This is a genomic window from Planctomicrobium mucosum, assembly GCF_051466335.1.
Lineage (GTDB): Bacteria > Planctomycetota > Planctomycetia > Planctomycetales > Planctomycetaceae > Planctomicrobium.
In genome coordinates, this window is sequence record NZ_CP195793.1 from 1,007,467 (window position 1) to 1,029,026 (window position 21,560).

Annotated in this window: 22 protein-coding genes and 1 tRNA gene; 15 read left to right on the top strand and 8 right to left on the bottom strand. The window is 52.6% G+C overall.

Annotated features, from left to right (window positions below; all coding sequences use genetic code 11):
• Nucleotide 1 precedes the first annotated feature (1 nt).
• The 5 genes from SH668x_RS04105 (at nucleotide 2) to SH668x_RS04125 (ending at nucleotide 4,902) form a co-directional block, all read left to right on the top strand.
• Nucleotides 2–955 (top strand): sigma-54 interaction domain-containing protein, encoded by a 954-nt coding sequence (locus SH668x_RS04105; protein WP_437187427.1) that lies wholly within the window; start codon nucleotides 2–4, stop codon nucleotides 953–955.
• 238 nt (nucleotides 956–1,193) lie between these two features.
• Complete coding sequence (locus tag SH668x_RS04110; protein ID WP_437187428.1) at nucleotides 1,194–2,357, top strand: flagellar hook-length control protein FliK; 1,164 nt, start codon at nucleotides 1,194–1,196, stop codon at nucleotides 2,355–2,357.
• A gap of 40 nt (nucleotides 2,358–2,397) precedes the next feature.
• A complete protein-coding gene (locus SH668x_RS04115; protein WP_437187429.1) occupies nucleotides 2,398–2,787 on the top strand; it encodes a flagellar hook assembly protein FlgD in 390 nt (129 codons plus the stop codon).
• A gap of 91 nt (nucleotides 2,788–2,878) precedes the next feature.
• Nucleotides 2,879–4,543, top strand: coding sequence for a flagellar hook protein FlgE (locus tag SH668x_RS04120; protein WP_437187430.1), 1,665 nt, complete (start codon nucleotides 2,879–2,881; stop codon nucleotides 4,541–4,543).
• Nucleotides 4,544–4,820: 277 nt separating this feature from the next.
• Nucleotides 4,821–4,902: transfer RNA gene (locus SH668x_RS04125), tRNA-Leu, on the top strand.
• Between the two features lie 335 nt (nucleotides 4,903–5,237).
• Here the strand turns inward: SH668x_RS04125 and SH668x_RS04130 are convergent.
• From SH668x_RS04130 to SH668x_RS04150, 5 genes are all read right to left on the bottom strand, one after another.
• Entirely contained in the window at nucleotides 5,238–5,687 is a 450-nt protein-coding gene (locus SH668x_RS04130; protein ID WP_437187431.1) for a Fur family transcriptional regulator, read from the bottom strand.
• A 208-nt stretch (nucleotides 5,688–5,895) separates the two neighbouring features.
• Nucleotides 5,896–6,594 (bottom strand): DNA repair protein, encoded by a 699-nt coding sequence (locus tag SH668x_RS04135; RefSeq protein ID WP_437187432.1) that lies wholly within the window; start codon nucleotides 6,592–6,594, stop codon nucleotides 5,896–5,898.
• Nucleotides 6,594–6,926, bottom strand: a complete 333-nt coding sequence (locus SH668x_RS04140; RefSeq protein ID WP_437187433.1) for a hypothetical protein — start codon at nucleotides 6,924–6,926, stop codon at nucleotides 6,594–6,596. The genes SH668x_RS04135 and SH668x_RS04140 overlap by 1 nt, the downstream gene beginning before the upstream one ends.
• The gene (locus SH668x_RS04145; protein WP_437187434.1) at nucleotides 6,923–7,861 is read right to left on the bottom strand and encodes a metallophosphoesterase; all 939 of its coding nucleotides are present in this window, start codon (nucleotides 7,859–7,861) and stop codon (nucleotides 6,923–6,925) included. The genes SH668x_RS04140 and SH668x_RS04145 overlap by 4 nt, the downstream gene beginning before the upstream one ends.
• Nucleotides 7,854–9,308: an AAA family ATPase gene (locus tag SH668x_RS04150; protein ID WP_437187435.1), complete on the bottom strand. Its 1,455-nt coding sequence runs from the start codon at nucleotides 9,306–9,308 to the stop codon at nucleotides 7,854–7,856. The genes SH668x_RS04145 and SH668x_RS04150 overlap by 8 nt, the downstream gene beginning before the upstream one ends.
• Nucleotides 9,309–9,824: 516 nt before the next feature.
• Here SH668x_RS04150 and SH668x_RS04155 point away from each other — a divergent pair.
• On the top strand, nucleotides 9,825–10,016 hold the full coding sequence (locus SH668x_RS04155; RefSeq protein WP_437187436.1) for a hypothetical protein: 192 nt from the start codon (nucleotides 9,825–9,827) through the stop codon (nucleotides 10,014–10,016).
• Nucleotides 10,017–10,116: 100 nt separating this feature from the next.
• Nucleotides 10,117–10,542: a secondary thiamine-phosphate synthase enzyme YjbQ gene (locus tag SH668x_RS04160; protein ID WP_437187437.1), complete on the top strand. Its 426-nt coding sequence runs from the start codon at nucleotides 10,117–10,119 to the stop codon at nucleotides 10,540–10,542.
• A gap of 10 nt (nucleotides 10,543–10,552) precedes the next feature.
• Here the strand turns inward: SH668x_RS04160 and SH668x_RS04165 are convergent, their stop codons facing one another.
• Nucleotides 10,553–11,005: a DUF983 domain-containing protein gene (locus SH668x_RS04165; protein WP_437187438.1), complete on the bottom strand. Its 453-nt coding sequence runs from the start codon at nucleotides 11,003–11,005 to the stop codon at nucleotides 10,553–10,555.
• Between the two features lie 308 nt (nucleotides 11,006–11,313).
• Here SH668x_RS04165 and xylB point away from each other — a divergent pair, with 308 nt between their 5' ends.
• Both xylB and SH668x_RS04175 read left to right on the top strand, forming a co-directional pair.
• The gene (gene xylB / locus SH668x_RS04170) at nucleotides 11,314–12,852 is read left to right on the top strand and encodes a xylulokinase (RefSeq protein ID WP_437187439.1); all 1,539 of its coding nucleotides are present in this window, start codon (nucleotides 11,314–11,316) and stop codon (nucleotides 12,850–12,852) included.
• A 53-nt stretch (nucleotides 12,853–12,905) separates the two neighbouring features.
• Nucleotides 12,906–13,793 (top strand): formyltetrahydrofolate deformylase, encoded by an 888-nt coding sequence (locus SH668x_RS04175; RefSeq protein WP_437187440.1) that lies wholly within the window; start codon nucleotides 12,906–12,908, stop codon nucleotides 13,791–13,793.
• A gap of 106 nt (nucleotides 13,794–13,899) precedes the next feature.
• On the opposite strand, the gene SH668x_RS04180 is transcribed toward SH668x_RS04175, so the two are convergent.
• Together SH668x_RS04180 and SH668x_RS04185 are read right to left on the bottom strand one after the other, a co-directional pair.
• Nucleotides 13,900–14,643, bottom strand: coding sequence for a hypothetical protein (locus SH668x_RS04180; protein WP_437187441.1), 744 nt, complete (start codon nucleotides 14,641–14,643; stop codon nucleotides 13,900–13,902).
• Nucleotides 14,644–14,841: 198 nt separating this feature from the next.
• A complete protein-coding gene (locus tag SH668x_RS04185) occupies nucleotides 14,842–16,050 on the bottom strand; it encodes a 2,3-bisphosphoglycerate-independent phosphoglycerate mutase (RefSeq protein WP_437187442.1) in 1,209 nt (402 codons plus the stop codon).
• Between the two features lie 206 nt (nucleotides 16,051–16,256).
• On the opposite strand from SH668x_RS04185, the gene SH668x_RS04190 reads away from it, so the two are divergent.
• The 6 genes from SH668x_RS04190 (at nucleotide 16,257) to queA (ending at nucleotide 21,375) form a co-directional block, all read left to right on the top strand.
• A complete protein-coding gene (locus tag SH668x_RS04190) occupies nucleotides 16,257–17,024 on the top strand; it encodes a glucose 1-dehydrogenase (RefSeq protein WP_437187443.1) in 768 nt (255 codons plus the stop codon).
• Between the two features lie 288 nt (nucleotides 17,025–17,312).
• Nucleotides 17,313–18,086 carry an MBL fold metallo-hydrolase gene (locus SH668x_RS04195; protein WP_437187444.1) on the top strand — a complete coding sequence of 258 codons (774 nt, stop codon included), beginning with the start codon at nucleotides 17,313–17,315 and terminating at the stop codon, nucleotides 18,084–18,086.
• 177 nt (nucleotides 18,087–18,263) lie between these two features.
• Complete coding sequence (locus SH668x_RS04200) at nucleotides 18,264–18,776, top strand: hypothetical protein (RefSeq protein ID WP_437187445.1); 513 nt, start codon at nucleotides 18,264–18,266, stop codon at nucleotides 18,774–18,776.
• A gap of 199 nt (nucleotides 18,777–18,975) precedes the next feature.
• On the top strand, nucleotides 18,976–19,122 hold the full coding sequence (locus tag SH668x_RS04205; protein ID WP_437187446.1) for a hypothetical protein: 147 nt from the start codon (nucleotides 18,976–18,978) through the stop codon (nucleotides 19,120–19,122).
• Between the two features lie 2 nt (nucleotides 19,123–19,124).
• On the top strand, nucleotides 19,125–20,165 hold the full coding sequence (fbaA, locus tag SH668x_RS04210; RefSeq protein WP_437187447.1) for a class II fructose-bisphosphate aldolase: 1,041 nt from the start codon (nucleotides 19,125–19,127) through the stop codon (nucleotides 20,163–20,165).
• A gap of 133 nt (nucleotides 20,166–20,298) precedes the next feature.
• Nucleotides 20,299–21,375 (top strand): tRNA preQ1(34) S-adenosylmethionine ribosyltransferase-isomerase QueA, encoded by a 1,077-nt coding sequence (queA, locus tag SH668x_RS04215; protein WP_437187448.1) that lies wholly within the window; start codon nucleotides 20,299–20,301, stop codon nucleotides 21,373–21,375.
• The last annotated feature ends 185 nt before the right edge of the window (nucleotides 21,376–21,560 follow it).

Genomic DNA, 21,560 nt, shown 5'->3' on the forward strand with positions numbered 1-21,560 from the left:
GATGTCTCTGATTTATCAATCCCGAAAAATGCTCGATGTGCTTGAACAGGCAAAAAAGTTCGCGCACAGCTCAATGTCGGTGTTGATCACTGGGGAGCACGGTACCGGAAAGGAACTGATCGCGAAGTCACTCCATCAGATGAGTGATCGGAATCGTCAGTCCTATCTGCGGGTGAACTGTGCTGCGTTCGCTCAAAACCTGATTGAGAGTGAACTGTTTGGGCACGAGGTTGGGGCTTTCACTGGAGCGGTGCAACGACGGCATGGTCAGTTTGAGAATGCCGGAGACGGGACCCTCTTTCTAGATGAGATCGGCGAGCTTGCGTTATCCGATCAGGTAAAGCTATTGCGAGTGCTTGAAGAGCGAGAATTTCAGCGAGTGGGTGGGAACGAAGTTCTGTACTTTTCGGGTCGCATTCTGGCTGCCACCAACCGGGATCTATTAGCTGATGTGAATGAAGATCGCTTTCGCGCTGATCTTTACTATCGATTGAGTGTCTTGGTGCTCCGACTTCCGCCGTTGCGAGAGCGTCCGGAAGATATCCCGCCATTGGTGCAGCACTTCATTAAACTTCTTCAACCTGAGTTGACCAGGAAAGTTCGTGGTGTCTCTCGATCGGTGATGAAATCCCTCAGCGATTACTACTGGCCAGGCAACGTGCGTGAACTGCGAAACGTCATCATTCGTGCCTGTTACCTTGCTGAATCTGATGTCATCGAAACCGTTGATCTACCACTCGAAAGTCAACATGTGCCGATAGTTAATCACGTTCCAGATCAGAGTCCGGAACTGTTTGAGAGGATGTCGCTGGACGAGATTGAACGGAATGTCATTTTGAATCGCCTGAAAATCTTCCACGGCAATAAGGAAGAGGCTGCTGCTGCGCTGGGGGTGACTGCACGGACATTGCGGAACAAAGTCTCGCAGTATCGAAAACTAGGGTACGTCGGCTGACGTCGGAGGTCGAGCAGCGGAAATCTTTTCCGTCACCAGAGGCATGCTTTTCCGGGGACCTCAGTGGCCAGAAACTGAAAAACCCTTGCGTTGAAGATTTAGTTACTTAAAGGGATTGGGCTTACGTCGCTCGTTTCGATTGATGACTGAAGTTGGCATCAGGAATGCTCTGGCGTGTCGATCAAACGCTATTCGGGTAAGTCTGAATCAATCTCGAAGATCGGCATGGTCCGGTGAGTTGACTGACGAAGTGACAGGGATCGCACGTGTGATTGAGAGTGTCGGATCAATTTCCATTTCACCTGGCGATGGTGGGCAACGATCGCCATTCCGTACGGAGAAAGGTGATGATTCAGCAAGTGTGATCAATTTCGAGGAAGAAGTCCGAGTCGCGATTCAGAATGTTGGTAGACAGATCTCACCGCGTCCGAAGTTAAAAGGCACCTCCAATTCGCAGGATGTTGAGTTGTGTTTCGCTGAGTTGAGCAAGGAAATCGAACTCGAAGAGTTGCAGCCAGAAACGATCATTGTTGCTGGACCTGTGCTTGTCCCAAATTCAGAAGTTCTGCGGCCGAGTGCACAAACGGAAGGTGCTTCGCCTGTCTCGAGTGAGGGGACAACTCAACCCCACCACGGCAATGACTGGATATTTCCGAACGGAGCGGTCATTCAGCGAGATGGTTCGTGGCGTGAGAAGGTTCATGAGCAGTGGTCATCCCGATCGGAGTCGGCAAACGCCTCTGCGAAGGCGCCGCAGTTGATCGAGCTCATTGATTTGCAGGGGGCGACTGAGATCGGTTCGACGAGTGAAGTGGAGGGGGGACAGGGACGGTCTGGTGAATTGAGTGCCGAATCCGAGAATTTGGTCGAGTCGGAGCGGCATATTGATTTGCCGTCGATGAGTGAATCTATCCCTGTGGATTCTGCATTGTACGAAGACGCCTCCAAAGCGATTTTGTTGTCAGGTTGCGAGTTGCGTGAAGACAAAACTGTCGCAGAGGAGATGGCAAAAACATCTCAGGTCGAATCGAGATTCGTCGTGGAGGGAGATTCTCAACGGCTGCAAATTCGGATCGATCCACCGGAACTCGGGGAGCTTGGTTTTGAAGTCCGTCCAAACGCCGCGGGGGGATTGGATTTTCAGATCACAGCTGCGGAATCAACCACTCTCGACTTGTTACGGCAGCATCGAGATGAACTAGTGCAGGCGTTAAATGATGGGGGCACTTTGTCTCAGCATAAGAACGAGTCTCACCAGCAGAGAGCCGCTTTGCTCTACGAAGAGCTGCTCGGTGAAATCGAAGTGACAAGACTGGGGAACGAAGCACGTCGCCAGTTGGAAAGTGATCGACGTCAGCCGGCTGATGGACAGATTGGAAATGGACTGAGTTTTCGCATTTGATGCAAAACTCGTGAATCGCGGAACTCAGGAGTTGCAAGAAATGAACGTTGGAGCATCCACGTTTAATTCCAGTATCGGGCAGGATCAATTTTTGAAGTTGATGGCTGCTCAAATGGCAAACCAGAACCCACTCGAACCAACTTCTCAGGAAGATTTTCTTGGGCAACTGGCCCAGTTCTCAACATTGAGCGGGATTGAGCAGCTGAATGCAAATTTCGAGGGGCTATTCAGGCTTCAATCACTGACTCAAGGGGCAAGTCTTGTGGGGCGAGAAGTCGAATACTTCTCCGCTACATCCAACAGTAACAAGTCTGGAGTGATCGAGTCGGCCCGGGTCGTCAATCAGAACGTCGTTCTGACAATCGGTGGCGTGGATGTATCTCTCAATGATGTGGTCAAGGTGATGGGGAACGCTACCGCTGCGGAATAATCGCTGGATTTTCGAGTGTTCATAAGACGAGCACGAGTGGACGGCTCCCGGTAGAGATTGATTTCAGGACAGGTCAAGGAAAGAACCAGACATGGCTAACTCGCTTCAGACAGGGATCTCGGGATTAAAGTCTCATCAGACAATGATTGAGATTGTGGGGAACAATCTCGCCAACCTGAACACTGTTGCCTATAAAGAACGATCCGCGATTTTCTCTGATCTCCTCTACCAGACCGCACGAGGGGCGTCGAGCGGGATTCCGGGAGTTTCCGGCGGTACGAATCCACTGCAAATTGGCGGCGGGAGTACCCTCAAGGCGACCCGGATGAATAACACAGTTGGGAATCTTCAGGCGACAGGGAATGCTCTCGATCTGGCTCTTCAGGGAGATGGCTACTTTGTTGTGAATCGCGGCGGGCAGAATGTCTATACACGTGCCGGAGTGTTCGAGATCGACAAGAGCGGCACATTAGTCGATTCGGGAACAGGATTTCCCGTTCAACGTTATGGAACCGTTGGTGAATTGAACACGGGTTTCCCCAGTTTTCAGAGGGCCGGCAATCTCGATATCCAGATTCCAATCGGCGCAGCGATTCCCGGAAAAGCAACGCAAAACATTCACGTCAGCGGCAATCTCCCCGGCGATGGTGCGATTCCCCAATCACAGGTACTCGCTTCCGCCCCATGGCTGGCTTCTGGAGTCTCAGCGACTCCTTCGACGTTGCTGAATGATTTGGATCTGAGTCAAAGTGGTTATGCCGCTGGTGACGTCATTCATATTGCGGGAACAGACGAAAATGGAGCAGCGGTCTCCATCGATTTTTCTGCGAATAGTGCTTCCACAGTGGGCGATTTGGTCGCTGCGGTTGCGGCAGCATTTCCGGGAGCGAAAGTCGAGTTGACGGAAAGTGGCTCATTACAGTTGACTAGCCTGACGCCGGGGCGGTCCTACATGAGCCTCGCATTCACGGACGATTTGGGGAACGCAGGGGAAACTGAATTTTCAACGCGGCCAATGGTTGTCGATGTAAACGGGAAAGCCGGCGAGATTGTCCGCGGAGGAGCCCACATCTTCGATCCAGCAGGTGGAAGACATGCCATCAATCTCGAATTCGAGCGGCAGGTTGACGGCACATGGACGATGGTCGCTGGTATCGCTCCTGAGTTGGGGACATTCGTCGACAATATCGTTGAGGGGATCACATTTAATTCCGATGGAACTTTCAGCGGGGTGACCGGGGCAGGGATCAACGATCGGAATCTGTCGATCCAGTTTGCTGGCCAGACGTCGCCACAGGTGATTCAAGTTGTGATGGACGGAGGCGACTCGGGGGCGAATGCGTTGAGTGCGTATTCAGGAACCTCGTCAATGTCGACGACAGCCGACGGCTATGGAAACGGAGTTCTCGCGGACATCGCTGTGGACGGGGACGGAGTGATTCAAGGGCTCGGGACGAACGGAGTCAAGTTTCCGATTGCGCAACTGGCCATCGGGACTTTCCGTAACGCACAAGGTCTCCTTTCGGATGGGGGCAATTTTTACGAAAGCAGCCTGAGCAGCGGGGAAGCCCTGTTGGGGGGAGCAGGAACTGGAAGTACAGGGCTTGTCCGATCCGGACAGTTGGAGCAGTCGAATGTGGACATCGCTTTAGAGTTCACGCGACTCATCGTCGCTCAGCGAGGGTATTCGGCAAACTCCCGGACGATATCCGTCACCAACGAAGTGCTTCAGGAGCTGACGAACTTAATCCGGTAATCTGGCCGTTCTTTGGGTAGAATGGCGCAGATTGATCGCGGTCGTCTTGGCAAGTCGGAGGTGTCATTCACACGCCGCCTCCGGCTTTCAGGTCCACACATCCTGGGAGTGTGGACGATTTCACGAATGGCGCATTCCACAGAACCGCTCCTCGGGTTAGCAATAAGAGACGGGTCTAAAAGGTCTGGAAACAACGCAAAATTGTGCAAACAGCACTCGACCCTTTCAAAAGGCAGCGTTGCTCTTGCGCCTGCGATGCGTTACCCTGATGACTTCCGCGAGAGTGGCGAAACTGGCAGACGCGCTGGATTTAGGTTCCAGTGGGGTAACCCGTGCAGGTTCAATTCCTGTCTCTCGCAATACACGAAAATCCCCGAAAACACGGGGGTTTTCTGCATTTTGACACCTTGGCGTTTTTGTCGTAAAACTGAACCACACCCGTAACCACACCCGGAAGAGTTCAGTTTTGCGGAGAAGCGACCGTGTCAAAAGTCGAAAATCCATACACTGATTTCCCACTGACAGCACACCCGTGTGGGCAATGGGTAAAAAAACGAAATGGTAAGACGTACTACTTCGGGGTTCATTCGGACCCAGAAGCGGCACTGAAAGATTATCTCGCGAGTTTTCTTGCTGGATTACTGGTTTCAGCACGAGTTCTTTTGAGGGTCGAATTCAAGACTCTGGATCTGAATCACACTGCTTTCTGATCGCAGCCTGCGCAGTGGCCTTTCAGCAGAATTTCTGTGACTCTGCCCACTTCGTTCGAGCGTTTACGGGAAGAGGATGTCAATTCAACATCAGAGAGACACGTGACTTCGCCGCAATCAACGCAGATGAAGTGCGGGTGGTTCTCGTCATGTCCATCGGCCTTCTTCAGTTCGAATCGCCAAACGTGATCACCGAGTTCAGTGCGTCGAACGAGTTCCGCATCTGCCAGATCATTGAGGTTTCGAAAGATCGTGGTCTTGTCAAAACCGGTCGGGACGAGCCGTTCAGCGAGATCCGCGTGGGTCAGTGGGGACACTGCGGTCTGAAGTTCAAGAAGGACCGAAATTCTTGCTGGTGTGCTTCGTAATCCAGCGGAACGCAGAATCTCACGAGCCCGCTCAACTTGTTCAGGACGGATTTGGTAAGCGGACATGTGGATTCCCCCTGATCGCGAGCGAGTGTCTTCGTCAGTCTAGTTCAAACGCAGTCTCATCTCAAATGCAATTCAGCTGTATCTGCCCATGCAAGTCACGGCTGTCCGGAGCATACCTAGGGGGTTTCGCGACTCAGCGAATCCAGCGAGCGGGTCGGCGTAATGGCTCTTTGCTGACAGACGCTTCACTGTCTCGAGAGATGCACAATTACGGGTTACTGTCTCTGAGAGCGGGATCGATCTTGCGTTCTTCGACGTTCACACTGCCATTGGAATTCACGCTGAATTCGTAAATCTTGTCAGCGCTGCGTTCGAACAAAGCGATGTCGTGATGGCTGACCATGATCACTTGAAAGCCCAGCGCTCTTCCTGCCTCCTGGACGATTTTGACTAACTTCGGGACGAGATCCGGACGTATCCAGCAGTCCTGCTCATCGAGTACGAGGAATCGACGGTGTTTGGTTTCGTCAAGTGTGGTGAGGGCAAAAAGCCGAAGGCCAACGCTCAGGATGTTGGCGACCGAGCCCCCCTGACCACGGAGAATATCTTCCTTGTTCCCATTCTTTTTAATGCTGAACTCGACGGTCGCTCCGCCGCGTTTGAAGTCCGCATTGGCCACGAATTCGATTGGCTGGTCCAGAATTTCCTGCAATGCAATCGTCAACTTTTCCTGGACGACATTGAGTAATTCCTGAAACAACTGCTCGCTGAGTTGCTGCAAGGCATCGCTCACTTTTTCAGCGATGGCGAGATACGCATTTAAGCTCTGAAACTTCTCAGCCAGTTTTTGCGATTCTTTGACGCGGTCGTCCCGTTTGCCAAGCAGTCGTTCTGCGCGGCTTCGCAATTCCCGGGGAGAGGGAAGTGGTTCGGATGTCATTGTCTGGAATTGTGGTTCACTTGCCATCACCGAATTCCTTCGCCATGAGGCGGATTCTCACGAGCATTGAACTGCTGCTCAATCTCCACGAGGTCAGCTTCGATCTTGTCGAGCTGTGACTGGTAATCGGCACGCTTTTGTTGATTCTCTGATTGCATCTGGTCCAGTTTCAGCTGAAGAGCCTCTGCGTCGTCCGTGCCGTACTTTTCTCGTGCTTCCTTCTTAAGTTCTGCGAGCTGCTCTTGTGCTTTCTCCAGTTTGGTTTCTGCCTGAATCTTCTTAGTGTTCAGTGCGGTAAACCGCTGTGTGAGTTGCTCGATTGATTGTTCGATCTCTTTGCCGGCTGTTGATTGAGTCATTCTTGTGTTGCCTCTCTTGCGAGGTTGAGGATTTCATCGGCGACAGACGATTCAAACTGTTGAACGTTGTGCTTCAGGAACTCCATGAGTCCCGCTCCACTTTCCGTTCTTCTTGCTTGAAGTTCCGCCAGTCCCGAAACGAATGCGGACCGCTCGACTGTTGTTTTGACTTCAACAATCGTGTCGTGGAAGACCTCTTCGAAGGGCTTAAATGGGACCTCGACGTGATAGTAGTTGAACGTCTCGGGGGTGACGTCGATGCGAAGCACTGATGGAACATGAGACTTGCTGGCGTCGCTGCGCGATCGTCGACTGATGTTTCCCGGTGTAAGCCACGTCGTCTGACCGGCGTGAATATTCTCAAGTCGGCGGTGAATATGCCCGTTGACAAGGAGATCGATTCCAGGGATTTCGCGTGGCTTGATGCGTCCTTCATCGTATCCCGGAATCAGAATGTCATGGTGCGTCATCCAGACCACGATTGGTTTGCGTTCTCCGGTCCAGGGGAGATCCTTGGGAATTGCCTGACGGTAAGAGGACCCACCGACAACAACAGGACGCCCATTCATCGAGCCCGACCAGAGATTGTTTTCATCAATGAGAGTCAGCTTGCCTGCGGTGATCAGAAGGCTCAGCGAGTCGTCTGGAGTCAGTTGCGGGTTGTAATGCACGTCATGATTGCCATACAGGCAAAGAATTTCCCCCTGCATCATCTGCATCAGTCGAACCATTAACCAGTTCGGGTTTTCACGCGGGCGTTCGAACAGATCTCCCAGAATGCACGGAAGCAGCCTGTTTTCCGTGGCGTAAGTCAGGCACCACTCCAATTTGTCCAGGATGACATTGGGGTAGTCATCTTTGCGGAACCCGGGGACACGACCTTCGAGATGCGGATCGCCGATCAGCAACAAGCCTTCGTAGTTGGGATTAGTCATGGTCATGTGCTCCAAGTCCACTTTCTGCACGAGCAATCACACGATCGGGATCGAGTGGACTTCCACAGACTGAACATTCATTGGCAGCGGCCGCTTGTCGGAGCGCTTCGCGAACAGAGGTGATTTCTGTGTGATGACGTTCCAGTGTGTGCACGGTAGACTCGACATCCTTTTGAGCGAGCTTCAGGGTTCGCAGCAATTTCTCAGCGTCGTCTGTCGATGCGACTGTTGGCGGTGCTTCTAACTGATTGTAGACCGCGACTTGAGACGTCAGCGTTCCCGTTTCTTGCAGCGATAACAGAAGGGCACGAACGATTTCTCTGAGCTCCTCAGGGTTTTCCAAGGCCGGAGGGAGTCCGAGTTTTCTGAGCTCATTTTGAATGCTCGTCAGCTGTGATGTTTCTCTTGAGATTGTGACGAGCTGATGAATGAGTCGAGCAAGCCGCTCTGTCTCTTCGAGTGCTGGAGGATCAATGAGATTGAGTAGCTGATTGACGACGGATGCAGTTCTCCTGATGTCGACTTCGAGCGCATCCAATCGGGAGATCGTTGAAGTCAGCGTGCTGACGTCCTCCAGAACAGGAGGAGAGACCAGCGATTTCAGAGCGGTCGTTGTCGCTGTGGTGCGGTTCAGCTCTCCAGTCGTCAGGGAAATGTCCGCGATCAGTTGAGTAACGTGAGCTGTTTCGTGCAGTCGTGGGGGAGATGATAGCTGGCTGAGTGCCTTTACTTCCGTATTGAACTTGTCGACAACAGTCTGTTGCTGGAGGAGTTGTCGCTGAAGGGACTCCAGACTGTTGATGTCGCCTTCTGCATCTTGAAGTTCAATGTAAAGTTGTTCGATCTGGCTCAGTTTTTTGTCGAGCGAAACGACCGGATCGAGAATCGTGAGATCGTCGTTCACTTCTTTGGAGCGTTTCTCACATTCGCTTTTGTCTCTGTTCGCTTCATGATGCTTCGTTTTATGGAGCTTCTGCATCGCCATCAGCTTTGCAGCGTCCGATGAAGACGCGAAGAAGCGGGCCGCGTTCGCTGCGGAACTTCCCAGCAGAAAAATGGGTGACTTCTGCACTCCGAAGTGGACATCAAAATCCCCATCGGAACCGGTATCAACGCGGGGCAGGCGGAGTGCTTTGTGAAGCTCTTCTGGCAGGCCGGCCCCCTTGAGTCGATCGAACAGCTGACCGTTGATGACATAGCTGGGAGAAGTTTTGCGACGCCATTGGACAGAGTGACCGTCGTCTGTTTCAACGGTGACAGAGCACTCCTTCTCGCCGTGCCGAAGAATGTACGTGGAGTTTTCGTTCTGGCAGAGAATCTGCAACGCTGCGACAACCGCACTTTTTCCGCAATTGTTCGGGCCGACTAAAACAGTGAGTCCCTCAGCAGGTTCGATGACCGTTTGAGTGTGAGACATGAAGTTTTTGAGTTCAATGCGTTTGATCATCGAATCGCTTTTGAGTTCCCACAGCAGCTTACGAACGCAACATTTGTACAGGTGTTAATGATTGATAACTCAAGATCGGGGAGAGGGCAAGTAAACGGCTTTGGTTCTTCGCTGCTCACTGGCAGTTGCGTCATCGATGTGGAGTTTGGGTGAACTTGGGAAGCAGGGCTGAGGATTCTGAATGGGTTGCATTTTTGGGGAGGTAAGATTTTCGAAACAGTTTGAATTGGTTTTGCAACGTTTCCCCGATGCGCACTTTCCCTCGAATGACGAGTCCCAACTGTTGGGACCGGGTGCGATTCGTGAACTTGGCACGTGGTAAGTTTCTATCGGTAGGTGGTTTACGGTCGATGTTAAGGTTCCTTTTCTGTGCTTATTGATGTGAACGATATGTCGGTTGTGACGTGATGGGAGTGTTCACTGTACGTTAAAACGCTCGACTTTGAGTGTTGGCACTCTGTTTGCGTTCAAACGTGGAAGCATGTGCGGGCACAACGCAACAGAAAATCATTGATCATGGCTGGGCAGACGTATTCCAATTCTTCTATTGAGAAGTCGTTCGGAGGGCTCTTTCTGGGAGTGCTCCTCGTCGGCACGTTCTTTCTTCTCGTCTTGGGGATGCAGCAGTTTCAGGACAACGCCAAGTCCGCTGCGGACGAACCTGTGCGGGAGAAAGTGGAAGAGCCCGTTCTCGATTTCGCCCACTGAGATCGCGGGAACCATTTAGGCTCCGTCGATACAAAAAATGGGTGGATCAGTCCATAATTCAACCGGCAACTGAGGATCATCGTTGGTTGAAGGTTTTGGTATGTCTTGGTTTCAGCGACAGATTTCGCTTCCTGCATTTCGACGTGGTTTCCATCTCGTGACGCGTCATGTCGTCGAGAAGATGCCAGAACTGGCGAATATTCAAGTCGGTTTGTTGCATGTCTTTATCATGCATACTTCAGCGTCATTGACGATCAATGAGAACGCGGATCCCGATGTCCCGGTGGATCTGGAATCCTCGTTCAATGCCATCGCTCCAGAGGATTTTCCTTATATTCATACATGTGAGGGGCCAGATGATATGCCCGCACATGTCAAAGCTTCCCTGCTTGGAAATTCCCTGACAATTCCGGTCTCGCACGGACGACTCGTACTCGGGACATGGCAGGGAATCTATTTGTGCGAGCATCGGAACCACGGTGGAAGTCGAAAGCTTGTGCTCACGCTTCAAGGGGAATCGAACTGAGAGGAACCGCTCAGTGCTCACCCGGATTGTTTTCTTGCCCTCGAGCGGATTCCCTGTGTTCCACGGATTGAGTTGGTTTCGCGCCTAGGCGGACTTCGTACAGCATCGCCAGCCAGATACTGCGCGCGTAGCGAAGAAACCAGATCGGAAATACAAAAAACGCGGTCAGGCAGATCCACAGAACGGTTCGTTGTGGAATTTGAAATCCGAACGCAAGAAGCCAGTAAAGGCCTGTCACAAACACAACGGTGACTGCGTAGTTCGGATAGAGAGAACCGATGAAGAATCCCGGTTCGGAGTTCAACTCGAGATTGCACTCGGGGCAATGCGAATTGATGCGGAAGACGTTGCGAAAAAGTTTCCCTTTCAAGCAGCGAGGACAGCGCAGGCGGAGCGCTGTGAGAATTCGCTGAAAATTGGTCACTTCATTTTTTCGGGGAGCAGGCGAATCAATGGTGGACACGGTCGTCTCGGTTTTAGCGGGAATGTTCTTGCAATGAGATCATTCTAGCGGATCAGGCCTTCAGGAACCGTTGAATTATGGAAGTCTATTTTTTCTGGGAAGAATGACGGGCTGATTCTCATTTGTGGCTGACCTGGTTCTCGGTGCTTCTGTCGCGAGGATGGGAGGTCATTGTATGCGGATGGTCGAAATCGTTGGAAAGTGAGGGGCCGGTTCGTTCGAAGTCTGCTTGGCGAATTGATATTCTCGACGTCAAATCGACATATGTGAATTTTCAAGTCGCGTTACTTGCTCGGGCGATCAAAACTATGGCCATTTTTCTTGGAATCGATATCGGAACCAGCGGCACCAAGACTCTCGCCATTCGGGAGAATGGGCAGATTCTCGCCTCGGCGACGGTGGAGTATCCGCTCTACAGCCCACTTCCGGGGTGGTCAGAACAGAACCCGGAAGACTGGTGGAATGCTGCTGCTGAGTCCGTGCAGATCGTTCTGAATCGTGGACAGATCTCACCAGACGACGTGAAAGGAATAGGACTTTCCGGGCAGATGCATGGAAGCGTTTTCCTTGATCGCGACCATAACGTGATTCGGCCGGCTCTTCTCTGGAACGATCAGCGAACCGCTGCGGAATGCGAAGAAATTGAACGTCGGGCAGGGGGACGAGCCGCATTGATCGGGATGGTGGCGAATCCGGCTCTCACCGGATTTACAGCACCGAAGATTCTTTGGCTGCGAAACCATGAACCGCAGAATTATGAGCGACTGACTCAGGTTCTACTGCCGAAGGACTACATTCGCTATCGCCTGACAGGGGAATACGCAACGGAAGTGAGCGACGCATCTGGAACGCTGTTGCTGGATGTCCGTAATCGTTGCTGGTCCAAAGAACTGTTGAGCAAATTGGAGATTGATCCGGCATTGCTTCCCCGCGTTTACGAATCGGAGGAAGTCAGTGGGCAATTGACATCAGTTGCGGCTCGACGGCTCGGATTGCCCGAAGGTGTTCCTGTCGTTGGAGGAGGAGGCGATCAGGCGGCGGGCGCAGTCGGAAACGGGATTGTGTCTCGTGGAGATATCTCTGCCACCATGGGGACCAGCGGCGTTGTGTTCGCCCATAGTGATGAAGTGCAGATTGACGCTCAGGGGCGGATTCATACGTTCTGTCACGCTGTTCGCGGCAAGTGGCATGTCATGGGTTGCGTCTTGTCTGCAGGGGGAAGCCTGCAGTGGTATCGGAATCAACTTGGTCAGGCAGAAGTGTCGACGGCCAAAGCGATGGGAGTCGATCCTTATCAACTTCTCTCCGCTGAAGCTGAGCAGGCACCTGCGACCTCGGAAGGACTCTTCTTCCTTCCGTATTTGACTGGCGAACGCTCGCCACATGCTGACCCAGAAGCACGAGGAGCGTGGATTGGATTGACGCTTCGACATGGACGCCCGCATCTTGTCCGGTCAGTCATGGAGGGGGCGACATACGCGATGCGGGACTGTTTGGAAGTCATTCAACAGATGAGCATTCCCGTGGAACAGATTCGCCTGTCAGGCGGAGGGGCGCGTGGAGCGTTCTGGCGTCAGCTTCAGGCTGATATTTATGGTCAGGAAGTTGTGACGATCAACGCTGAAGAGGGGCCAGCGTATGGCGTTGCCCTGCTGGCTGCGGCCGGAACAGGGGCCTATCGCGATGTCGTGGAAGCGTGTCAGGCGACGATTCGGGTTGTGAATCGAACTCCGCATGATGAAGGTCGTAAGACTGCCTATAATCGGGCGTACCCGCTGTATCAGAAGCTGTATCAGAGTTTGAAGTCAGACTTCGCAGCGATCGGTCAACAGGTTCGTCAGTCCTGATTACATATCACTGGCTGCCCAATTTCAGCGTTTTGAACGGAATAAGTGTTTCGATGCAGATCACGATCACCGCGGTCGGTCCAGACAATCGAGGGTTGGCAGATCCGATTGTGCATTACGTGACTCAATCCGGAGCAAATATCCACGAAATCCAGATGTATGATCGCGATTCGGAGCAACTGTTCGCGATGATGGTCCGGATGGAATGGCCACATGACGTTCAGTCGTTGGCCTCGCTCCGGGCACGGATGGATGAAATCGGCGTGGAGAAAGGTTTGACGGTTCGAGTCTGGGGGCGAGATGAACGGGTCGGCCTCCCGAGGATCGCACTGTGTACGACATATCGCCCTGAGACGTCGTTGGCCATTCTGCGAGATATTCGAGATGGCAGATTAAAGGCACAGGTCGCGGTTATGATCGGCAATCGTGATCGCTGCCGAGGTGTCGCAGAGCAGTTTGGCGTCGATTTTCACAATATCGGGGATGCCAAAGGAGTGCCTGATAATCCGCGGATGGAGCAGCTTTTTGATGAGTACGATGTCGACTACATCGTACTGGCCAGGTATATGCAGATTCTTCCGCCGCGAGCATGCTGGGAGTTTGCTGGCGGACGGATTATCAATCTGCATCACGGATTGCTCCCCTCATTTCCAGGATTTCGTCCGTATCACGACGCCTTCAGCCACCGAATGCTGACGTTTGGGGCGACCGCCCATTTCATCGTCCCGGAACTGGATGCGGGAAATCAGATCATTCACCAGAGCACGTTTACAGTCTCTCCGGGGATGTCGATCGATGAGGTCGTGCACATAGGCGAGACTGACAATGAGCCGAATTGTCTGTCGGAAGGACTGCGACGAGTGATCGATCGTGAAGTTGAACTCCATTTTCACCGGGTCGTACGCGGACCAGGAGCCCGTCCAAAGTCGTCAGTGTCTTGAAGGTCGTACAAACGAACCGGGACTGATCAAATGCAAAGAACGCCGCACTATGATGAGTACGGCGTTCTTTTCGTGTTCCGAATTCAATGGCTGGTTGGTGGCTCAATCAGTGAGGTTCGCGAACCTGCACCTGCAATGCGCCGAGTAGTTTTGTAATCGCTTCTTCCTTCTTGTTGATGAAGAAGACATTGTCGAGCACGATTGCCCGTCGTTCGTTGCTCGGGTGCAGAATCAGTCGCCCTGATCGCAGCAGAACGAATTCAAAGATGTCGTTGATCTCTTTGTCGATTCGCAGGTTCGGTGAAGAGAACCGTTCCAGATCGCTCAGGATTCCGTGATGGTGCAGCAGTTCATTGGGGCGAACTTCCCAGTAATCCAGTCGGGATGTGAAGAAGACAGTGACATAGATTCCTCCCATGATGGACGCAAACAGGAAGAAAAACGTCGAGTTGGCAACCGGATGTAAGGAGGTCAGCAAGCGGTGTACAAAGGGGAGCAGGTTAGGGTTGTAGGCGACGATGAGTGAAAAACCGAGCACCAGCGTCGTGATCACCGTGAAGAGAAGTAGCGATGTCGATCGTGGAAAGTCGAACGCTAAAACGACAAGGTTTAATCCGAGGACGATCAGAAATGTCCAGCTTAGAACATGAGCAACGCTTGCCTGAAACTTTGTCGGATCTGCTTCATGCCCAAAGAAGTAGAGGTAGAAACCAGCGAAGATGGAGACTAGCCACGCTGGGTAGAGGAAGACGATTTTCGGGTGGGAGATGAGTATCACCCCCTTGTCGGCTTTCGGGGCTCTCGCAACCGCTTCTGGATCAACAGTGATGGTCGACTTCGTGTTGGTCATGAAGTTTCTCGAATCGTGAGTATGTTGTTGAACGTTCCATCAGGAATATCCGTGATGATACGCTGTTTGACCTGCGGTGGATCACCCGGAATTTGATTTGATTCTGGGAATTCAAAGAATCACCACGAAGAATTCGAAATGCAATCAGATTTCATAACGAATTCGACGTGGTGGTTTGGATGACGCTGCGGCGCTTTACTACGCGCCGAATTTTTCGAGTCGGTCAGCGTGCGCCAATGCGAGTGGCATCAGGTACTTGGCTGGGAATTGTCCCAGTCCGCCGAGACGACAGTTGGATTCCCCGAAGCCTTCGCTTCCGTCGAATCGGCATCGGTCTGCAACGATCATGGTTGGGACTGGATGCCAGCTATGAGACTTCATCTTGCTCGGAGTGCTGTGGTCGCCGGTGACGATCAACACTGTTGGGCTGAGTGCGGTGATCGCAGGAATCGCTGCGTCCAGTTCTTCGATCCGCTTCACTTTGGCATCGAAGTTTCCGTCTTCGCCGGTTGAGTCGGTGTACTTGAAATGCATGAAGAAGAAGTCGTAATCGTTCCACGCTGCCTTCAGGCGTGCGCACTGGTCTTCGAGTGTCTGGCCAGCGTCGAGCACGTCCATGCTGACGAGCCGAGCGAGACCACGGTACATTGGGTACACAGCAATTGCACCCGCTTTGGTTCCGTAGCATTCTTCGAATGTCGGAATCGGTGGGCGTTTTGCAATACCGCGGAGCATCAGGAAGTTGGCTGGTGCGTCGTACTTCAGAACTTCGCGAGCCTGTCGCAAGAATTCCTTGGCGACTTCAACGGTCTTGCTGGATCCTGCATCGCGGGCGACCGGATCGAGAGGAGCAACACCGGTTGACTGTGGATCGGTGTCGTTGACATTTCCTCCGAGACCTTCGGCCCGGAAGACGACGACGAGTCGGTATTCCTTGACGTGTTGAACGAAGACTTCAACGCCAGGAATCTTGATCTGGTTCAGCTTCTCACAAAGTGGAGCAGCCTGCTCTGAGGAAATTCGTCCAGCACGACGATCGGAGATCAGGCCGTTTGCGTCGAGCGTACAGAAGTTACCACGAATGGCGACATCATTTGGTCCAAGATCGAAGTCGATTCCGAGTGCTTCCAGAACGCCGCGACCAATCTGGAATTCGAGCGGATCGTATCCAAACAGACCCAAGTGGCCTGGTCCGCTTCCTGGGGTGATTCCGGGGATGACGGGAGTGCTCAGGCCGAGAGTTCCACGTTTGGCCAATGCGTCCAGATTCGGAGTTTTTGCTGTTTCGAGTTCTGTTTTACCGCCTGGTGTGAGTGGAAGGCCGCCCAATCCGTCCGCCACAAGCAGCACGATTTTGGAATCATTCTTTTTTTGCAGTTCGCGGGTCAGCGTGTGAATTTCGCTCATCGATCAACTCAGTTATGTTTCAAGGGGCTGTGCCAGCAGAGACAATCCACCGGATTCTATTCGACATGTGCAGATCATAATTTAGCAGTTCAGGAATCGGGAACACAGAGTTCAATGGCACGAAAGCGACCTCTCCAGCGAGGTGCGCATTCGGATGCCGAAATCGGGAAATGCTCGCCTGTCGGCGATCTCATCGGGAATTCGAAATGAGATTTGAAAATCGGGTTGTGATCGTCACCGGAGGAGGTCAGGGGATCGGAGCGGGATGCGTGCAGGTATTTGCCCGCGAAGGAGCATTTGTCGCGATCCTCGACAAAAACGAAGCCGCAGGACAAAAGCTCGCTACTGAATGGAATGCTCAGGGACCCGGAAAAGCAAAATTCTGGAAATGTGATGTCAGTGATTTTCCACAGCTGGCACAGGCAATTTCCGGGGTCGCTGAAGAATTTGGACGGATCGACTGCCTGATCAACAATGCAGGTGTACATCCGCCAGCAACATCGATTGATGCGACAGAGATTCCTGATCTGGAACATCTATTTCGCATCAATTTTGTCAGTACTTATGTCGCTGTGAAAGCTGCTCTTCCTCATCTTCGGAAAACAAAAGGGACGATCATCAATATGAGTTCGATGACGGCTGTTTTGGGGCAGGATTGTTCCAGCGCCTATGCAGCCACAAAAGGTGCTCAGCTGAGCCTGACAAAGGCCCTTGCGGTCGAGTTGGGGCGTGAAGGAATTCGGGTGAATGCCGTGTTGCCAAGCAACGTCGATACGCCGTTGATGCGGGAATGGGCGGCGACATTGCCCAATCCTGCGGATGCGATGCAGCGAGTGGCAGAGTTGCAGGTGCTGGGAAGAATGGCGTCTCCGGAGGAAATCGGGCGGGTCTGTTTGTTCCTTGCGACTGAAGACTCCAGTTTTGTCACGGGGCAGGGTATTGAAGTGGAAGGTGGAGCAAGTCTTGACTACTAAAGACGATTCGGCGCCCGGTTTTTCTGGCTGCCGCTCTGAATTTCGAAAGAAGTGACGAAGATTTCAGCTGCCAATGGTAGTTGATCCGGGAAGCGTCTAGACTTGTAAGAGCGTGTCGCAGAAATCCTCTTCGATGGGATTTTGGTCCGATAGGCTTTTCGAATCCAATCGTTTGAAATGGACATTCCTGTCAGATTTTCGCGTTCTGCGGTCTTGAGATGGAATGGCTGCGTTTTTCCCGTCGGGTCGAGAACTCCCTGAAATTTATGATTTAGAAGGAATTGTGCGATGTTATTACGGCGTGAACTCTTTCCTCACGTCATTGAGATGAACCATCAAGCTCGTCGACAGATGGGGTGCTGCGTTTATCTGGTGCATGATGGCGATGAATGGGCGCTGATTGATATCGGATACACAGATACACTCGAAGATATCATTGGGATTATCCGTCAGATGGACTTCCCTCTTTCTCAATGCAAATATCTGGTCGCCACTCACGCGGACGTGGATCACATTCAAGGCTTGAAGCGCGCGAAGGAAATGATGCCACAGGCACTGGTTGTCGGGCATCCGGATGCTGCGAAACTCATCGAGGCAGGCGAACGTATCATGACGTACGCTGAAATTGCCGCTCAGGGAATCTCGATTGACCTTCCTCCAGTGAAATTTGATCAGATCATCAACGAAGGTGATGTGCTGACGATCGGTAAGCTGGAATTGCAGGTTTGGCATACCCCAGGTCATGCTCCCGCACAGTTGGCGTTCCGCATGGGGAATCTGCTTCTGTCTGGTGACAATATTTACCGGGATGGCTGCGTCGGAAACATTGATGCACATCATGGCTCAGATCTGCCCGCATTCGTGCGTTCGCTGAAACGAATTCAGGAAAGCGATGTTGAATGGCTTTTGCCGAGCCATGGGCCTGCCTTCAAGAAGGACAATGCTCATCTGCAGAAGACCATTGACCGTCTGGAAAGTTACCAGCATATGGCTGACTTCGGAACATGTGCTGTTGATTGGCCATTGCTGGATGAATGGGACGAGGAGTTGGCGAACAGCTAGCCTTCGCTCACCCGCTGAATGGTGAGTCGGGCCGCTCCTTTCTGGAATTGGCTGCGTTTGCTGAGATCGATTGAGTTGAATGTTGTTCAGTGTTTCATGACGTCTTCTGTCCGGAGACGTCATGAAACACACCCGTCTGGGGTTGAGGCCGAACTTCGAATCAGGGAGTGACACTGCATGAAACCGTTCATCATGAAACCGTTCATCTACGTTTTGGCTTCCGTTTTGTTCGTCTCATCGGCGGCATTTGTAGCACCGATGGCTGTCGCTTCTGAGCAGTCCGCTGAAGTGGAACTGAGTGAACAAGAGCAGAACTTTACGGAGATGATGAAATCCGTATTGATGACGGGGCGGTTCAGCCTTGATCACCAGCCCGATGCGCTCCCGCGGTCTGAAGCGTATAAGATCGATTCCGTCAGGAAGGTCAAGGATGACCAATGGATCGTTGAATCACGAATGAAAGTCGGTCAGGTGGAGCTCCCGATTCCGGTTCCCGTTCGAGTGAAATGGGCTGGTGACACGCCGATGATCCAAGTAACGGACCTCACAATTCCACTGGTCGGTCAAGGATTCACGGCACGTGTCCTCTTTTTCGAGGGGCGATACTCCGGGACCTGGCAACACGGGGATATCGGAGGGCACATGTGGGGAACGTTTGAGAAATCGCCCGCATCCAGCGAAACAAAATAGACGTTCTTTGATATCGGTTGTCCCCGTTGTGTTTGTCTGGGGGATCGTTGATGGGTGGCGCTCCGCGCGGCCTCGGGACGGAAGCGGCGAAGCGGAATTGTTGAGGCAAGACCGGAAATCTCTTCTTTGTGATATTCCTCTACCCAAAAAAGTGATAGCCTGACATCATGATCTTCCCTGATGCCGGGGATTTTTTGTCATGATGCAGGTCGGGGAGTTGCTCCCGGACGGGCAACTTGAGGTGCGGGTGCTTGGTCGTCTCAAGGTGTTGCCAGCTCTGGTCGAGGCCCCAGAGTATCCTGCACAAGAGGATTCAAAGTTTTTAACAGAAGTTATGGAGTTTTAAGAATGCCCATTGCGACACCTGCTCAATATGCTGCCATGCTGGACGCTGCTCAGCAGGGAAATTACGCCTACCCAGCGATCAACGTGACGTCGATCGTCACGATCAATGCCGCTCTGAAAGCATTCTCCGATCAGAAATCTGACGGCATCATTCAGATTTCTACAGGGGGCGGAAAATTCGCCTCCGGTTTGAATGTTGGTGACTCTGTTCTGGGGTCCATCGTTCTTGCTGAGGCTGCTCACCGCCTCGCAGAGAAGCACAATGTTCTGATCGGTCTGCATACCGACCACTGCCCGCCAAAGGAAGTCGAAACCTTCCTAAAGCCATTGATCAAGGCAACTGCAGAACGCCGTGCTGCAGGGAAGGGCAACCTCTTCCAGTCACACATGCTGGACGCGTCCAACCTGCCTCTCGAAGAGAATATGAAACTCTCACAAGAGTGTCTGAAGCTCTGCGCTGAAAACGAGATCATTCTCGAAATCGAAGCGGGCGTTGTCGGTGGAGAAGAAGATGGTGCTGCCGGTGCGGAAATGGAACACGTTCCAGATTCCAAGCTGTACACCACTCCAGAAGACATGGTCGCCGTGTACGAAGCACTCAAGGGACTCGGCCGATACATGTTCGCTGCCACCTTCGGCAACGTTCACGGTCATTACAAGCCAGGCTCAGTGAAGCTCCGCCCAGACATTCTGAAGAAGGGGCAGGATGCTGTCACTTCCAAGTTCGGTAAAGACGCAGAGTTCGATCTGGTCTTCCACGGTGGATCGGGAACACCTCGCCACGAACTGGAAGAAACCCTCGCTTACGGCGTCGTGAAGATGAACATCGACACAGACACCCAGTACGCGTTTACACGACCAATCGCTGAGCACATGTTCAAGAACTACGACGGTGTTCTGAAGGTTGATGGCGAAGTCGGTAACAAGAAGGCCTACGATCCACGCGCTTACCTGAAGTTGGGCGAAGCTGGTGTTGCAAAACGTATGGCAGAGGCTTGCGACGACCTGCACTCAACTGGCAAGACGATCTTCGGCAAAGTCTAAGCTTTGCGTTGATGCCGTCGTGAGCTGTCTTGCGACGGTATCGAGATGAGTTTTCGAAGACCGCCGAACTTCCGGCGGTCTTCGCTTTTCAATCGGTCTGCTTCGGCCTCGTTTTGATTGTGTTCTGGTTACCATGAATCTCGATGACACCATCGACTACTACGATTACCACCTCCCGGAAGAGTTGATTGCGCAGGAGCCAATCGCGAAGAGAGATGCATCCCGGCTGATGGTGGTCGATCGAAAGCAAGGGGCCATCGAACATCGCCAGTTCACCGATCTCCCAACTTACCTACAGGTCAATGACCTGCTGGTGATGAATGACACCCGCGTCGTCCCTGCACGATTGATCGGGATTCGAACTGCGACTGGCGGCAAATGGGAAGGCCTGTTTCTGAGAAAGGAAGGGGAGCGGGACTGGCGAATCATTGGGCAGACTCGCGGCACGCTGCAACCCGGGGAACGAATTACACTCCTTCCGCCTCTGGGGCAAAGCGATCAAGAGGCCTGCCACGTTGACACGGTGGAAATCCTTCTCAAGGAACGGCACGAGGGGGGAGAATGGGTTGTTGAGCCGCAGTCGGACGTGGAGACGTTCACACTTCTATCTCAGTACGGGGTGATGCCGCTCCCGCATTACATGAAGCGTGACGCTGTCGCGAACGACCTTGAACGCTACCAGACAACCTACGCTGAGCGGCCTGGTGCTGTGGCGGCTCCCACTGCAGGCCTGCATTTCACTCCAGAACTGTTCGCAGCTTGCAAATCCAGAGGAGTAGAGTCTGCTCGGGTGACGCTGCATGTGGGACTGGGAACGTTTCGACCAGTGAGTGTGCAAAAGCTCGCGGATCACAAAATGCACTCAGAGTGGTTCGAATTGCCGCAGGGAACCGTGAAATCCATTGAAGCAGCGAGAAATCAGGGGGGGCGAGTCGTCGCCGTCGGGACAACCACCGTTCGAACTCTTGAATCGGCAGCCAAAGCGGGGCCATTGGCGGCGACTACCGGGGATACAAACCTGTTTATTCGTCCTCCGTTCGAATTTCAGGCAGTGGATGCGATGATCACTAATTTCCACCTCCCGAAATCAACTCTGCTGGTGTTGGTCAGTACATTCGCTGGGCGGGAATTGGTCAAACGGGCGTACGAAGAGGCCGTTGCGGAGAAATATCGCTTCTTCAGCTACGGTGATGCGATGCTGATCCTTTGATCGTCTCCAAAAATCTGAGTTCACTTCCCTCTTGGCTCATTTGTCCAAAAATCGCTAATCTTCCAAGAGTGCCAGTAGGCAGGGTGGACGGGCGAAGGTCTGAGGAATCAGGTGAGTTCTTCCCGTGAGAATTGTCCATCCGGGCCTTCTCGCACTGCGTTACAGATACATGTTACACGGAAGGT

What these genes read in the sequence shown, in the direction of transcription:
- SH668x_RS04105 (WP_437187427.1), top strand. Translation starts at nt 2, where the DNA reads ATGTCTCTGATTTATCAATCCCGAAAAATGCTCGATGTGCTTGAACAG.
- SH668x_RS04115 (WP_437187429.1), top strand. Translation starts at nt 2,398, where the DNA reads ATGAACGTTGGAGCATCCACGTTTAATTCCAGTATCGGGCAGGATCAA.
- SH668x_RS04120 (WP_437187430.1), top strand. Translation starts at nt 2,879, where the DNA reads ATGGCTAACTCGCTTCAGACAGGGATCTCGGGATTAAAGTCTCATCAG.
- SH668x_RS04130 (WP_437187431.1), bottom strand. Translation starts at nt 5,687, where the DNA reads ATGTCCGCTTACCAAATCCGTCCTGAACAAGTTGAGCGGGCTCGTGAG.
- SH668x_RS04135 (WP_437187432.1), bottom strand. Translation starts at nt 6,594, where the DNA reads ATGGCAAGTGAACCACAATTCCAGACAATGACATCCGAACCACTTCCC.
- SH668x_RS04140 (WP_437187433.1), bottom strand. Translation starts at nt 6,926, where the DNA reads ATGACTCAATCAACAGCCGGCAAAGAGATCGAACAATCAATCGAGCAA.
- SH668x_RS04145 (WP_437187434.1), bottom strand. Translation starts at nt 7,861, where the DNA reads ATGACTAATCCCAACTACGAAGGCTTGTTGCTGATCGGCGATCCGCAT.
- SH668x_RS04150 (WP_437187435.1), bottom strand. Translation starts at nt 9,308, where the DNA reads ATGATCAAACGCATTGAACTCAAAAACTTCATGTCTCACACTCAAACG.
- SH668x_RS04155 (WP_437187436.1), top strand. Translation starts at nt 9,825, where the DNA reads ATGGCTGGGCAGACGTATTCCAATTCTTCTATTGAGAAGTCGTTCGGA.
- SH668x_RS04160 (WP_437187437.1), top strand. Translation starts at nt 10,117, where the DNA reads ATGTCTTGGTTTCAGCGACAGATTTCGCTTCCTGCATTTCGACGTGGT.
- xylB (WP_437187439.1), top strand. Translation starts at nt 11,314, where the DNA reads ATGGCCATTTTTCTTGGAATCGATATCGGAACCAGCGGCACCAAGACT.
- SH668x_RS04175 (WP_437187440.1), top strand. Translation starts at nt 12,906, where the DNA reads ATGCAGATCACGATCACCGCGGTCGGTCCAGACAATCGAGGGTTGGCA.
- SH668x_RS04180 (WP_437187441.1), bottom strand. Translation starts at nt 14,643, where the DNA reads ATGACCAACACGAAGTCGACCATCACTGTTGATCCAGAAGCGGTTGCG.
- SH668x_RS04185 (WP_437187442.1), bottom strand. Translation starts at nt 16,050, where the DNA reads ATGAGCGAAATTCACACGCTGACCCGCGAACTGCAAAAAAAGAATGAT.
- SH668x_RS04190 (WP_437187443.1), top strand. Translation starts at nt 16,257, where the DNA reads ATGAGATTTGAAAATCGGGTTGTGATCGTCACCGGAGGAGGTCAGGGG.
- SH668x_RS04195 (WP_437187444.1), top strand. Translation starts at nt 17,313, where the DNA reads ATGTTATTACGGCGTGAACTCTTTCCTCACGTCATTGAGATGAACCAT.
- SH668x_RS04200 (WP_437187445.1), top strand. Translation starts at nt 18,264, where the DNA reads ATGAAACCGTTCATCATGAAACCGTTCATCTACGTTTTGGCTTCCGTT.
- SH668x_RS04205 (WP_437187446.1), top strand. Translation starts at nt 18,976, where the DNA reads ATGATGCAGGTCGGGGAGTTGCTCCCGGACGGGCAACTTGAGGTGCGG.
- fbaA (WP_437187447.1), top strand. Translation starts at nt 19,125, where the DNA reads ATGCCCATTGCGACACCTGCTCAATATGCTGCCATGCTGGACGCTGCT.
- queA (WP_437187448.1), top strand. Translation starts at nt 20,299, where the DNA reads ATGAATCTCGATGACACCATCGACTACTACGATTACCACCTCCCGGAA.